We start from the raw sequence: 12,378 nt of genomic DNA, 5'->3' as shown, positions 1-12,378 counted from the left end.
GTGCCAGGGGTCGATCCCTGCTCAGCCCCGTGCGAAGGCCGACTCGATCTCCTGGACCACGCGCCACATGGGCGCCCCGCGACGCGAGACCACGACCACCACGTCCTCCGGTTGCTCGCGCGCCGGCTCGACGGGCACGGATCCGAACGTGTCCTGCACATAGCCGAGAGCCTTGTCGACGGCCAGTTCGGCGTCCCCGGTCCCGTCCGAACGCAGCCAGGAGCGCAGGGCGTTGTTGTGCGCGGCGACCACGGCCGCGGCGACGACGTCGGCGCGCAGGGTGTCCGCGCTGCCCCCCGCGGGGAGTCCGCGCAGATACTCCGCGAGGGCGCGCTCGTAGCGCCAGACGACCGAGAGTTCGTACGCCCGCAGGCCCGGCACCTTCCTGGTGAGGCGGTAGCGCTGGACGGAGAACGTCGGGTTCTCCGCGTACATGCGCAGCACCAGCCGGGCGGCGTCGCAGACGCGCTGCACCGGGTCCTGGGCGCCGGCGTCCTCGGCGAGGAACGCCGTCATGTCGGCCAGGCACCGCTCGTGGTCGGGGAAGACCACGTCCTCCTTGGACGGGAAGTAGCGGAAGAACGAACGCCGGCCGACCCCGGCGAGGGCGACGATGTCGTCGACGGTGGTCTCCTCGTAGCCGCGTTCCAGGAAGAGCTGGAAAGCGGCCCCCACCAGGGCGTCCCGCATCGGCGGTTTGACGGTGGTCGCGTCGGCGGGTTCGCGGCGCCCCGGTGCCTCGTTCATGGTCGGAAACTAGCACCGAAGCCCAGGTGGTGGCACTCGGTGCACGCCGGGGAGGGAACTGAGTTCCCTGGCCTTCCTCTCCCGGCGCGCGCACCGGGCTCGCCTCCCGATCGTGCGGCCCGCCCTCGGAGCGTGGCGTTCCCCATGTGGCTGATTCGTACACATGGGTGAACTCCCGCTGGAGGCAGTCAAGTTGACAGCCCATGGGCGGTGATCGACTATGAGGTCGAGCCATGGCCCGCCGCGTCATCACCCCCGGATGACGCGGCACGAAGAGCCTCGGCACTCGTTCCCGCACGAGTGCCGGGGCTCGATGTGTTCCCGCCGGTCCCGTCCTTCGAGGCGTCCGGGCCCGCCGGAGTACCGGTCAGCGGTCGTTGCAGGTCGCCGAGAAAATGTCGTCGCCCGCCAGGTGCCCGTTCCGGTGGGCCTGCAGGGCGACGCTCACCAGGGTCAGCAGGAGGTCGATGTCCGAGTCGACCTCGAGATGGATGGTCACCCAGCGGGAACCGGGCACCATGCGGACGGCCGTCGAGGTCCTGAGGTGGTCCTCGAAGCGTCGGATGGCCCGCTCGGTGAGGTGCAGGTCGACGTCGTGTTCGGAGTGGAAATGGACGATCTCGCACTGCGCCGCACACAGTGCGCGTCCCGTGCCGCAACTCGGCGGGGACTCCGCGAGGTCCGGCCACCCGGCCAGCCGCGTCATGGCTCTGGAGGCCAAGGTCATGCGCCCATCATGACGAGCACACTTCCCGGCCACCAGGACTTGGCGCGGATGTCATCCCTGCGCCGTCGGGGAATGTCCGGTTTTCGCCTGGTAATTGAGGACGCTTCAACCATTCACCCCGGGAACCCGGCCGGGACCGGTCCGCCTCACGCCATCCAGAAGAAGACGGCGGTCATCCGTTTGTCCTCCATGGTCGTCCCGCAGTAACCGGTGGCGCTGTGCATCAGATTGGCGCTGTAGAGGAGCAGCCGGTTGTAGCGGTGCGGGACGCGGACGTCCTCGACGAAGGAGTCCGGCGGGACGAAACGCGTACCCAGGGCCTCGACCAGATTGTTGTGCGGTGCGACGACGACGTTGCCGCCCAGCCGGCCACCGGGCAGGGACTGCCGGAAGAAGGCCGTGCCGCAGTCCTTGGGGACGTTGGGGTTGAGATAGAGCACCGCCGCGTAGCGGCACAGGGCGCGGGAATCAGTGTGCGGGCGCGGCTCGCCCTCGTCCTTGCCGACGACCTGGACGCAGTTGTGGTCGAGCGTGGCACCCGAGGGGGTCGACTCCTGCCACAGTTTCGCGGCACCGGTGGCCTTGCGCACCAGCCGTTCCACGTGGGCGAGTTCACCGGGTTCCAGCCCCGGCACCGTCCGCAGACCCGGCCAGCTCTCCGAGGTGTACGGGTGGCCCTTGGCCCAGTCGTCCCGGTCGACGCACCGGGCGCGTACGGCGTCCGGGTCGGGCAGCACGTCGTCGAAGACCCAGTAGTCCCGGTCACGGGTGGGTCTGCGGTAGGGGAGGACCGGCAAAGCGGCTGGCCGCGGGGGGTGTGGGGGCATGCGGCCGACCATATAGACGCATCCGTCAGCGATCTCCACGGAACGGGTCAACCTTCCGCCAACTCGGTTCATGGATAGGCCAATTCGGTTCATGAATCCGCCAAGAGGCGGGGCCGGCGGTGATCACCGGGACGCGGTTCGCGTGAACGCCCCCGCCCGCGCCCGCGTATCACTGCACAGGGACGGCGGGAGACCGCGTGTACGGAAGGAGAGCAGTGTGTCGACACGGCCCGAACGCGGGAGGTCCACCGGGCGCTCCGTGATCGAACCCACGCACGTCGAGCGCCGCCGCCGCTCCGAGTCCCTGGCGAAGCTGCTCCGGCAGGTGCGCGAGAAGGAGGGGATGACGGACGAAGCGGACGACGGCTTCGGGCCGGTTCCCGCTCCGGTGCCTCCCGTCCGGATCCTGCCCCTCCTGCAAGAGGAGGACGAGACCGAGGAACTGCCCCCGGTCCCGGGAGGCGAGGACTACACCGCCGACAACCCGCCGGCGTACGCGGCCGACACGGCCGCGGGAACGGCCGCCGGTGACGGAGTCCCGTACGAGAAGAGCACCGGAGGCGCCCACGGACCGGCGCGCGGCGTGGGTCTGCGCCGTGCCGCGATCGCGCTCGCCGTCGCGGCGGCGGGCCTGACCGGCTTCGCCCTCGCCCTCCTGGTGCCGGGGGCCGCCCGGGGCGACGCGTCCGGGACGGCCGCAGGGCACTCCTCCGCGTCACCGGCCGGCGGGGCCGCCGACCGACCCGTGGACCCGGACGGCGCCGGCACGCTCCGGGAGGGGGACAGCGGACCGGACGTGACGGCGCTTCAGCAGCGCCTGCTCCGCATCCCGGACGTGTACGACCACGGCAGCACCAGCGGCACGTACGACAGCGCGCTCACCGCGGCCGTCGCCCGCTTCCAGCTCTGGTACGGCATCCGCGGCGACGAGTCCGGCGTCTACGGCGACGACACCCGGGCCGACCTGGAATCCAGGACGGCGGCCCCCTGAGACGGCCGGGGCGGCGGCGCGGTGACGGTCGCTCCCTCCGCCCCGGCCTCCCCACACGCCCGTACCCGGCCCCGCGACGTCCGCGAGACGGCCCGCCGCTGTCGGCTCCCGCGACGTCCGCGAAGCCCCCCCGCTCCCGGCCCCCGCGCCGACAGCACCTCCGGTCTCACCGAACCTCTGGTCTCACCGAATCAGCCCTCACCGAATCTGCCCTCACCGAACCTCCGGTCCGCCCGCGGCCGTTCCGACGACCGCCGGACCGACCACGAGGTCCGCGCGGTCCCGGGTCGCGGCGACCAGCTCGGCGTTGCGCTGATCCGTCCCGAGCACCCACGCGACCGCCGTCTCGTGGTCCTTCCCGAACTCCTCGTGGCGCGCGACCAGCCGCCGGATGCGGTCCGTCTCGTCGAGCTCGCAGAACCACACCTCGTCGAGCTGGGCGCGGGCCCGCGCCCACGCGGCCTCGCGCAGCAGCAGGTAGTTCCCCTCGGTGACGACCAGACGGGCCGCCCGGGGAACCGCGAGGGCTCCCGCCAGGGGCTGTTCGAGGACCCGCTCGAAACCGGGCGCGTAGACGAGCTCCTCCTCGTCCTCGCGCAGCCTGCGCAGCAGCGCCGCGTACCCCGCCGGGTCGAACGTGTCCGGAGCCCCCTTCCGGTCCCGGCGTCCCAGCCGGTCCAGTTCGGCGTCCGCGAGATGGAACCCGTCCATCGGCACGTGCGCGACACGGAAGGGAGCGACCTCGCCGAGCCGCCCCACCAGCCGCTCGGCGAGCGTCGTCTTGCCCGCCCCGGGAGCGCCGGCGATCCCGAGAAGGGCGCGGCGGCCGGGCCGTACGAGCGCGGCGGCCCGCTCCACCAGATCGTCGAAGGACGGACCCGCCCCGGTCATACGAGCCCGGACAGGGGTGCGGGGGCGGCGATTTCCATGCCCCCAGTATCGACGAGGGTCCCTGGGCCAGGGCGGTGATGTGGCGCTCGCCACCCGCTGGAGACGCATCCCGGGGGCAGACTCCTCGTATGACTGAGCTCGGCCTGCCGAAACAGATCCTGGCCTGCCTCTTCGACCTCGACGGGGTCATCACGAAGACCGCCGTCGTCCACGCGGCCGCCTGGAAAAGGACGTTCGACGACTTCCTGCGGCAACGCGAGGGCGACGGATTCCGTCCCTTCGACGACGCCGACTACGCCGCCCACGTGGACGGCCTGCCACGCGCCGACGGCGTACGGTCCTTCCTCGCCTCGCGCGGCATCGAACTCCCCGAGGGAACCCCCGGCGACCCGCCGGACAGGGGCACCGTCCACGGACTCGGCAACCGCAAGAACGCGCTGCTCCTCGACATGATCCGCACCGAGGGGGTCGAGGCCTACGACGGCACCCTGCGCTACATCGAGGCCGTCCGGGCGCGCGGCCTGCGCACCGCGGTCGTCTCCTCCAGCGCCAACTGCCGTGACGTCCTGCGCTCGGTGGGGGCGGAGGACCTCTTCGACGTACGCGTCGACGGCGTCGTCGCGGCCGAACGGCGCCTGCCGGGCAAGCCGCGCCCCGACACCTTCCTGGCCGCCGCCAAGGACCTCGGCGTCGTGCCCTCCGAGGCGGCCGTCTTCGAGGACGCCCTCGCCGGCATGGACGCGGGCCGCTCCGGCCACTTCGGGTACGTCGTCGGCGTGGACCGCGTGGGCCAGGGCGACGCCCTGCGCGCCCACGGCGCCGACATCGTCGTACGGGATCTGGACGAACTGGGGGAGCGCCCGTGATCACCCACTCCTCGTACGGAGTCGAACCCTGGGCCCTGCGCGAGAGCGAACTGCACCTCGGACTGCTGCCCCAGAGCGAGTCCGTCTTCGCCCTCGCCAACGGCCACATCGGCTGGCGCGGCAACCTGGACGAGGGCGAACCCCACGGGCTGCCCGGCACCTACCTCGGCGGCGTCCACGAGACACATCCGCTGCCCTACGCCGAGGCGGGCTACGGCTACCCGGAGTCCGGGCAGACCGTCATCAACGTCACCAACGGCAAGATCGTCCGGCTGCTCGTCGACGACGAGCCCTTCGACCTGCGCTACGGACGGCTGCGCTCCCACGAGCGCGTCCTCGACCTGCGCACCGGGCTGCTCACCCGCACCTGCGAGTGGACCTCACCGGCGGGCTCCACGGTCCGGGTCCGCTCCACCCGGCTCGTCTCCTTCACCCAGCGGGCGATCGGCGCCGTCGCCTACGAGGTGGAGGCCGTCGACGGCCGGACCAGGGTGGTCGTCCAGTCGGAACTGGTCGCCAACGAACAACTGCCCGGCCGCGACGGCGACCCGCGGGCGGCGATCGCCCTGGAGTCGCCGCTGGAGGCGGAGGAACACTTCGCGGCGGGAGGCCGGCTGCGGCTCGTGCACCGCACCCGGCGCAGCGCCCTGCGGGTCGCCGCGGCCGCGGACCACACGGTCCACGGCCCGGAGGGGACCACCCTGAGCAGCGAGAGCAGCGACGACGTCGCCCGCCTCACGGTCACCTCCGTGCTGGAGCCGGGCCGGACCCTGCGCCTGGAGAAGCTCGTCTCCTACGGCTGGTCCGGCAACCGCTCCCTGCCCGCCCTGCGCGACCAGGCCGACGCGGCCCTCGCCGCCGCCCGGCACAGCGGCTGGCGGCAGCTCGTCGACGACCAGCGCGCCTACCTCGACGACTTCTGGGCACGCGCCGACGTCGAGGTGGACGGCGACGAGGAGATCCAGCAGGCCGTCCGCTTCGCCCTCTTCCACGTGCTCCAGGCCGGCGCCCGCGCCGAGCAGCGCGCCATACCCGCCAAGGGCCTGACCGGCTCCGGCTACGACGGCCACGCCTTCTGGGACACCGAGACCTTCGTCCTGCCGCTGCTCACCTACACCTCGCCCGGCGCCGTCGCCGAGGCACTGCGCTGGCGCCAGAACACCCTGGACGCCGCCCGTGAACGCGCCGCACAACTCGGTCTGCGCGGGGCCGCGTTCCCGTGGCGGACCATAGCGGGCTCGGAGGGCTCGGCGTACTGGCCGGCCGGCACCGCCGCCTTCCACGTGAACGCCGACATCGCCGACGCCGTCGTCCGCTACACGGCCGCCACGGGCGACACCCGCTTCGAACACGACACCGGCGTCGAGCTGCTGACCGAGACGGCACGGCTGTGGCGTTCCCTGGGACACCACGACCACCAGGGGAGGTTCCACATCGACGGGGTGACGGGGCCCGACGAGTACAGCGCCGTCGCCGACGACAACACGTACACCAACCTGATGGCCCGTGCGAACCTCCTGGCCGCCGCCGACGCCGTCGAGCGGTACCCCCGGCGGGCCGCCGAGCTCGGCGTCGACGAGGAGGAGAGCGCGGCCTGGCGCGACGCGGCCGAGGCCATGCACATCCCGTACAACCACGACCTGGGCGTCCACGAGCAGCACGCCGGCTTCACCCGTTACCAGCGGTGGGACTTCGCGGCCACCCGCCCCGACCAGTACCCGCTGATGCTGCACTTCCCCTACTTCGACATCTACCGCAAGCAGGTCGTCAAACAGGCCGACCTGGTGCTCGCCCTCTACAAGTGCAGCCCCTTCTTCGACGAGGAGCACAAGGCCCGCAACTTCGCCTACTACGAGCCCCTCACCGTCCGCGACTCCTCCCTGTCGGCCTGCTGCCAGGCCGTGATCGCCGCCGAGACCGGCCATCCCGGCCTCGCCTACGACTACCTGGTCGAGGCCGCGCTGATGGATCTGCAGGACCTGGAGCACAACACCCGCGACGGACTGCACATCGCCTCGCTCGCCGGGACCTGGACGGCCCTGGTCGCCGGCTTCGGCGGGCTGCGCCACCACGGGGACACCCTGGAGTTCGCGCCCCGGCTGCCCGAACGCCTCAGCCGCCTCGCCTTCTCCCTGGAGGTCCTCGGCCGCCGGCTGCGCGTGGAGATCGGACAGGACGCCGCCACCTACACGCTCGCGTCCGGTGACCCGCTGGAGATCAGCCACCACCGCGAACCCGTCACCGTCGACGCCGACAAGCCCCGCAGCCTGCCCATCCCGGCACCGAGGCTGCGTCCCGCCCCCGACCAGCCGCCGCACCGGCGGCCGAACCCCCGGGGGTGAGACGCGGCGCCGACCCCCGGTCCGTCAGTCGCGGGTGACGGAGGGCGCGATGTCCTCGTGCCGCTCGGCGGGCGCCGTGCCGGGAGCGGCCGTGCGCGCGGCGGACCTGGCCGCGGACGTGCCGCAGAAAGCGGGCTCCAGGACGCGGTACATGGTGTTGAGCACCGTGGTGTTGTTCGAGGTGTTGGCCAGGGCGGTGAGACTGCGCTTGCCGTCCTTCGTGGTGAAGGCGTACGTGTAGTAGCCCTGCACGGTGCCGGTGTGCCCGTACACGGAGATCCCGCACGACAGCTCGCGGCGGCGCAGCCCGAGGCCGTAGGACGTGGTGCTGTTGACCCGGGTCCACTTCGTCATCTGGGTGAGCTGGGCGGCGGACATGAGCTTGCCGCGCAGCAGCGCGGAGAAGAAGACGTCCAGGTCGTGCGGTGTGGAGATGATGGCGCCCGCGCTCTGCGCCCAGGAGGCCGTCTGCTTGGTGGAGTTCACCAGGGACCCCGCGGTCGTGTCCGACGTGAGGTAGCCCTGGGCGTGCCGGCCCGGGATCGTGGTGGCCGGGTGGACGTAGAAGGTGTCGGCCAGGTTCAGCGGGGTGAAGATGCGCTTCTGGTACTCGGTGGCGACGGTGTGCCCGGTCAGCTTCTCGATCAGCATCCCGGCGACGATGAAGTTGGTGTTCGAGTACGAGTAGGCGGCCCCCGGCGCGTTGGTGCGCGGCTTCTGCAGCGACAGCCGCACCAGGTCCCGGTAGCCGAACACCTTGTTGCGGACGGCCTCGAACCCCGAGACGGACCGGGAGAACATGTCGTTGGTGTAGTCGTACAGGCCGCTGCGGTGGCTCAGCACGTGCCGCACGGTGATCCTGTCGTCGGGCAGCAGGCCCGGCAGATACGTGTTGACCGGCTTGTCGAGCTTCAGCCTGCCCTCGTCGACCAGCTGCAGCAGCACCACGCTGGAGAACGTCTTGGTGACGCTGCCGACCCGGAACCGGTCGTTCGTGCTGATGCTCCGTCCGGTGGCCCGGTCGTCGACCCCCGTGACCAGCCGGTGCACCGTGCCGTTGTCGTCGATTCTCGCCATCGCGCCCGGTGCTCCCTGAGCGCGTGCCGTCCGCAGGATCGCCCGCAGACCCGCGTCGTCGGGCGCCGCGGCGGCGGCCACCGCGGTCCGTTCGCCGCCGGCGCCGGGCGCGCCCGGCGCCGGAAGGGCCTGGGCCGGGGCGGCCAGCAGGGATGCCACGACCGCGCCCAGCGCCGTCCCCGTAACCGCCGTTGCTGAGACCATCTGCTTCTCCCGAGTGCCATCTGCCGGTTGGACGTCCCGGCCCCGACCGCGCCGCGGATGCGGGCGACGGCACCATCTGTACGCGCTGACGGGCCGCACGGGTTGCATCGCCATGGCGATGGAGGGGAAACAGAGAGGTGGAATCGGCGAATTGGCGGAAAGCAGCCGTGCGCCGGGCCTGTCCCGGGCGCGGTCGGGGGCTGACGCCGGCTCAGCCGCCGAAGAGCTGGGTCCAGTACGTGCCCGCCCTGCCGCCGCCGGCCAGGCCGATGCCTATGTGGGTGAAGTCGCGCTTGAGGATGTTGGCGCGGTGTCCGGGGCTGTCCATCCAGCCCTGGACCACCTCGGCGGGGGAGCGCTGTCCGCAGGCGATGTTCTCGCCGATGGCGCGGTGGGCGGAGCCCGCGGCGGCGGCACGGTCCCACGGCCTGCCGCCCTCGGGGGAGGTGTGCGCGTAGAAGTCGCGGGCCACCATGTCGGCGCTGTGGGCCTGGGCGGCGACAGTGAGCTTCACGTCGGCGGTGAGGGGCGGCAGCCCGGCCGAGGCCCGCTCCGCGTTGGTGAGCGTCACGACCTCGCGGGCGGTCCGGTCCAGGCCCGCCGGGCTGAACGGCACGGCCCAGAGCGCCGTCCAGTACAGGTCGCCCGTGCGGGCGTCGGGGACGTGGGCCAGTCCCGCGTCGGAGAAGGCGGGATCGCACAGCGTGCGCCGTGACGGCGCGGCGGAGAGGCAGTACTCGACGAACTCGCGCGGGGTGCGCGGGCCGGAGACCAGGTGTTCGCCGACGGTCAGGTACGCGTAGCCCGCCGAGATGACGCGCTGGTGGACGAAGACGCCGTCCGGGGCCTCCGCCGCGAGCCTCCCGGAGGCCGCCATGGCGCCCGCGTGACTGCGTGCGGCGTCGGTCAGCCGGGCGTCGAGGCGGACGGGCGGGGAACCGGCGGCGGCTCGCGCGGAGTTCACCGGTCCCAGGAATCCGTCGGGGTCGGGGAAGTGTCCCGTTGCCCCCGGCGAACTGCCCCGGGCGGCCGCGTCCGGCCGGTCGCCCAGACCGTCGCCCCGCCCGGAACCCTGCGCGAAGGACGGTCCCCGGGCCGGCGTCCTCGGTGCCCCCGGGGGCCGCCCGCGTCCGGTGTCCGCCGCCGGGCCGTGCGGTGGCGCGGTGTCCTCGGTGACGTCGACCCCGAAGTCCCGTGCGATGCCCGCGAGACCGTCCGCGTACCCCTGGCCGAGGGCGCGGAGTTTCCAGGCCGGACCGCGCCGGTACACCTCGGCGAGCAGCAGCACGGTCTCCCGCTGCGGCCGGGGCGGGGTGAACCGGGCGAGGACCCGTCCGTCCGGCGCGGTGACCTGAAGCGTGGGGGAGGGCAGCCGGCCCAGGGGAGTCGTGAGGTCGGCGGGGCTGACGACGACGGTGACGCGGGACGCTCCGGGCCTCAGCCGCGGCGGATCGACGGTGAGACGGCCGCCGTCGAGCCGGACGCCGGGCGCGGTCGGCTGGTTGTAGAACACGAAGTCGGCGTCGCCGCGCACCTTGCCGCCGTCGTCCGTGACGAGCGCGGACACGTCGAAGGGGCCGGGGACCCTGAGGGTCACGGCCCCGTCCGGCAGGGGCGTGTTGCCCCCGGGAACCAGCTCGCTCATGCCGCCGCCCGTCGGTGTCGTGGTCCGCGCCCCGCGCCGGAGGTGCGGAGCACGGGCCGTCGACCGCTCAACGGACGGCCCCGCCGCCGCGGTTCCCGCCGCCGGGCCGTGTCGGACGGGCTCTAGGCCTTGCGTGACTCGCGTGAGGCCGGGCGGGCGCCGCGCACGGCGGCGGAGGCCTGCGCGCGGAGCGCCCCGGAGGGGACCGCCGCGCGCAGCGAGCGCAGGGCGAGCAGCATGACGCCGATGTCGTCCAGGTAGACGGGGTCGGGCAGCAGGTCGGCCGGGAGCAGGAGGTAGCCGACCGCGCCCCAGAACACCCAGCGGGGTCCGGTCGGCAGTCCGGCCCGCCGCAGGTCACGGCGGGTGCGTACGAGCCGGCGCAGGAGCACCAGCGCCACCGCGAGCGCGGCGGCCGCGAGTACCCCGACGATGACGAGGACCAGGGTCCACGAGTTCGAGTCCATGTGTCCGTCCAGAGAGGTCGTCGGGTGCGCTTCCTTCCCGTGTGCCCGCTCGCGCGTCGGCTATCGCCCGGGTGGGGCCGTCCGGGCGCGCGTTGCCTCACTCACGGGTGTCGCGGCGGCAGATGACGAAGTCGTCGAAGACGTGCCGGCCGGTCCGCGAGCCGACGGACCCGACGGCCCGGCGGATGTCCAGGAGCTGATCCGTGGTCATCTCGAGCGGCGGCTCGTCCGGCTGGTAGGTGGTGCGTACGGGGTAGTCCCGTCCCGGTTCCCGGGTCATCTCGATGTGGCAGCCGAGCACGTGGGTCACGGGGCGGCGCCCGCAGAAGTCGATCAGCCGGTCGACGGTACGGGTGAAGGCCGGCCAGTCCTCCACGTACAGGCGTCCGGGATAGACCGTGTCGCCGGTGAGCAGGAACCCGGTCCAGGGGTCGAAGAACGTCACGGCGGCCTCGTGGTGCCCGGGTGTGGCCAGGCACTCCAGCACGCGGTCGCCGAGGTCCACGAGGGCGACGGCGTCGGGATCGTCGTGGAACCCGAAGAAGTCCCAGGCGCTCTCGAGGGACGCGTCCACGACCTCGGTGCCGGGACGGCCGGTGAACTGGCCGTCCCCGGCGATGTGGTCGCCGTGCGGGTGGGTGTGCAGCACCAGCAGCCCGTAGTCGTCACGCGGGTGCCCGGCGAGCCAGGAGTCCATCACCTCGTCCACGACCCGGCGCAGCGGGAAGTGGTCGGCCGAGGCCGTGGCGCCCGTGTCGATCAGGACGGCCCGCGCCGTCCCGAACAGCAGGAACATGAAGGGCGCCTCGTAGTCGATCGCCTTGTTCTGGCGAAGGATGACCGTGTGCTCGTCGTAGGCGTGGACCTGGATGTCGGGGTCCGTGTTGTGCTTCGCCGAGGGCGAGCCGTGGATCCACCGCACGCCGAGCGGTGCGGCCGCCGCGGAATCGTCGCCTCTACGGGTGCTGTCGGTCTGCTGCCCGGCACTGTCCACGCTGTCTCCCTCGGCCTCGGTCCCGCCGGGCCAGTGGCGGGGCCCGGGACCTCAGTGTCGCGGGTGCGCGTGGTCCACGAGTGCCTGGGACACCGTACGGATGCTGCGGGCGATGTGCTGGAGCTGCATCACCTCGGCGGCGTACATCTTGATGGAGTGCTCGATGACGCCCTCCTGCAGGCCGAGGCCGGGCAGCTCGGAGCGGGCCGTCTGGAGTGCCGTGCGGGCGACCCGTATCTCCTGCTGAACCTGGAGGTGCGCGTGGCGGGCCAGCAGGACGGGGTGCTTGTGCAGGACGGGGTAGCTCGCGTAGCGGCTCGGCACCAGCTCGCGCAGCCATCTCACCGCCGATCGCTCCCAGTCGAAACTGCCGGGGGTCTTGACCTGGCACGGCCAGTCCGAGGTGATCGGTGAATACGTCAGGGCCATGTTCATCGCTTCCGGGGTACGTCGGCGGGGGACTCTGGGGGCGGCCCCGGCATAGGGGTACCGGGGCCGCCGCCACGGGTCTCGCACGCGAGACCCGTTCGAACACCCGGGGCCCGATGCGGGTAGGAGCGGACGGCCCCCGGTGCTCATGGGTCGTGACCTGGAATCCTC

Annotated in this window: 12 protein-coding genes; 3 read left to right on the top strand and 9 right to left on the bottom strand. The window is 72.6% G+C overall.

Annotation, left to right across the window (positions count from 1 at the left end; translation table 11 throughout):
* Window positions 1-21: 21 nt before the first annotated feature.
* The 3 genes from ACFYYF_RS02270 to ACFYYF_RS02260 all read right to left on the bottom strand — a co-directional run bounded on the left by ACFYYF_RS02270 (window position 22) and on the right by ACFYYF_RS02260 (window position 2,301).
* Window positions 22-690: a TetR family transcriptional regulator gene (locus ACFYYF_RS02270; RefSeq protein ID WP_388771521.1), complete on the bottom strand. Its 669-nt coding sequence runs from the start codon at window positions 688-690 to the stop codon at window positions 22-24.
* A gap of 424 nt (window positions 691-1,114) precedes the next feature.
* On the bottom strand, window positions 1,115-1,474 hold the full coding sequence (locus tag ACFYYF_RS02265) for a luciferase family protein (protein ID WP_361675205.1): 360 nt from the start codon (window positions 1,472-1,474) through the stop codon (window positions 1,115-1,117).
* 146 nt (window positions 1,475-1,620) lie between these two features.
* Window positions 1,621-2,301 carry a DUF6445 family protein gene (locus tag ACFYYF_RS02260; RefSeq protein WP_388770447.1) on the bottom strand — a complete coding sequence of 227 codons (681 nt, stop codon included), beginning with the start codon at window positions 2,299-2,301 and terminating at the stop codon, window positions 1,621-1,623.
* Between the two features lie 217 nt (window positions 2,302-2,518).
* Between ACFYYF_RS02260 and ACFYYF_RS02255 the strand changes: the two genes are divergently transcribed.
* The gene (locus ACFYYF_RS02255) at window positions 2,519-3,292 is read left to right on the top strand and encodes a peptidoglycan-binding protein (protein ID WP_388770445.1); all 774 of its coding nucleotides are present in this window, start codon (window positions 2,519-2,521) and stop codon (window positions 3,290-3,292) included.
* Between the two features lie 213 nt (window positions 3,293-3,505).
* Here ACFYYF_RS02255 and ACFYYF_RS02250 read toward each other — a convergent pair whose 3' ends face one another.
* Complete coding sequence (locus ACFYYF_RS02250; RefSeq protein ID WP_388770443.1) at window positions 3,506-4,183, bottom strand: nucleoside/nucleotide kinase family protein; 678 nt, start codon at window positions 4,181-4,183, stop codon at window positions 3,506-3,508.
* A 128-nt stretch (window positions 4,184-4,311) separates the two neighbouring features.
* Between ACFYYF_RS02250 and ACFYYF_RS02245 the strand changes: the two genes are divergently transcribed.
* Window positions 4,312-5,049, top strand: a complete 738-nt coding sequence (locus ACFYYF_RS02245) for an HAD family hydrolase (RefSeq protein ID WP_388770441.1) — start codon at window positions 4,312-4,314, stop codon at window positions 5,047-5,049.
* The gene (locus tag ACFYYF_RS02240) at window positions 5,046-7,391 is read left to right on the top strand and encodes a glycoside hydrolase family 65 protein (protein ID WP_388770438.1); all 2,346 of its coding nucleotides are present in this window, start codon (window positions 5,046-5,048) and stop codon (window positions 7,389-7,391) included. The genes ACFYYF_RS02245 and ACFYYF_RS02240 overlap by 4 nt, the downstream gene beginning before the upstream one ends.
* 24 nt (window positions 7,392-7,415) lie before the next feature.
* Here the strand turns inward: ACFYYF_RS02240 and ACFYYF_RS02235 are convergent, their stop codons facing one another.
* The 5 genes from ACFYYF_RS02235 to ACFYYF_RS02215 all read right to left on the bottom strand — a co-directional run bounded on the left by ACFYYF_RS02235 (window position 7,416) and on the right by ACFYYF_RS02215 (window position 12,213).
* On the bottom strand, window positions 7,416-8,672 hold the full coding sequence (locus ACFYYF_RS02235) for a serine hydrolase domain-containing protein (RefSeq protein ID WP_388770435.1): 1,257 nt from the start codon (window positions 8,670-8,672) through the stop codon (window positions 7,416-7,418).
* A 211-nt stretch (window positions 8,673-8,883) separates the two neighbouring features.
* A complete protein-coding gene (locus ACFYYF_RS02230) occupies window positions 8,884-10,317 on the bottom strand; it encodes a CAP domain-containing protein (protein ID WP_388770432.1) in 1,434 nt (477 codons plus the stop codon).
* A 122-nt stretch (window positions 10,318-10,439) separates the two neighbouring features.
* Window positions 10,440-10,784 carry a DUF1232 domain-containing protein gene (locus tag ACFYYF_RS02225; RefSeq protein ID WP_388770430.1) on the bottom strand — a complete coding sequence of 115 codons (345 nt, stop codon included), beginning with the start codon at window positions 10,782-10,784 and terminating at the stop codon, window positions 10,440-10,442.
* Between the two features lie 97 nt (window positions 10,785-10,881).
* The gene (locus ACFYYF_RS02220) at window positions 10,882-11,778 is read right to left on the bottom strand and encodes an MBL fold metallo-hydrolase (protein WP_388770428.1); all 897 of its coding nucleotides are present in this window, start codon (window positions 11,776-11,778) and stop codon (window positions 10,882-10,884) included.
* Between the two features lie 51 nt (window positions 11,779-11,829).
* Window positions 11,830-12,213: a hypothetical protein gene (locus ACFYYF_RS02215; protein ID WP_361675176.1), complete on the bottom strand. Its 384-nt coding sequence runs from the start codon at window positions 12,211-12,213 to the stop codon at window positions 11,830-11,832.
* Window positions 12,214-12,378 lie beyond the last annotated feature (165 nt).

It is taken from the genome of Streptomyces sp. NPDC001914, from assembly GCF_042891215.1.
GTDB lineage: Bacteria > Actinomycetota > Actinomycetes > Streptomycetales > Streptomycetaceae > Streptomyces.
This window is presented reverse-complemented; position numbering and strand designations above follow the sequence as displayed.

Excerpts from the sequence above, each read along its gene's own strand:
- ACFYYF_RS02250 (WP_388770443.1), bottom strand. The coding sequence starts at position 4,183 with ATGACCGGGGCGGGTCCGTCCTTCGACGATCTGGTGGAGCGGGCCGCC.
- ACFYYF_RS02225 (WP_388770430.1), bottom strand. The coding sequence starts at position 10,784 with ATGGACTCGAACTCGTGGACCCTGGTCCTCGTCATCGTCGGGGTACTC.
- ACFYYF_RS02235 (WP_388770435.1), bottom strand. The coding sequence starts at position 8,672 with ATGGTCTCAGCAACGGCGGTTACGGGGACGGCGCTGGGCGCGGTCGTG.
- ACFYYF_RS02265 (WP_361675205.1), bottom strand. The coding sequence starts at position 1,474 with ATGACCTTGGCCTCCAGAGCCATGACGCGGCTGGCCGGGTGGCCGGAC.
- ACFYYF_RS02215 (WP_361675176.1), bottom strand. The coding sequence starts at position 12,213 with ATGAACATGGCCCTGACGTATTCACCGATCACCTCGGACTGGCCGTGC.
- ACFYYF_RS02230 (WP_388770432.1), bottom strand. The coding sequence starts at position 10,317 with ATGAGCGAGCTGGTTCCCGGGGGCAACACGCCCCTGCCGGACGGGGCC.
- ACFYYF_RS02245 (WP_388770441.1), top strand. The coding sequence starts at position 4,312 with ATGACTGAGCTCGGCCTGCCGAAACAGATCCTGGCCTGCCTCTTCGAC.
- ACFYYF_RS02260 (WP_388770447.1), bottom strand. The coding sequence starts at position 2,301 with ATGCCCCCACACCCCCCGCGGCCAGCCGCTTTGCCGGTCCTCCCCTAC.
- ACFYYF_RS02270 (WP_388771521.1), bottom strand. The coding sequence starts at position 690 with ATGCGGGACGCCCTGGTGGGGGCCGCTTTCCAGCTCTTCCTGGAACGC.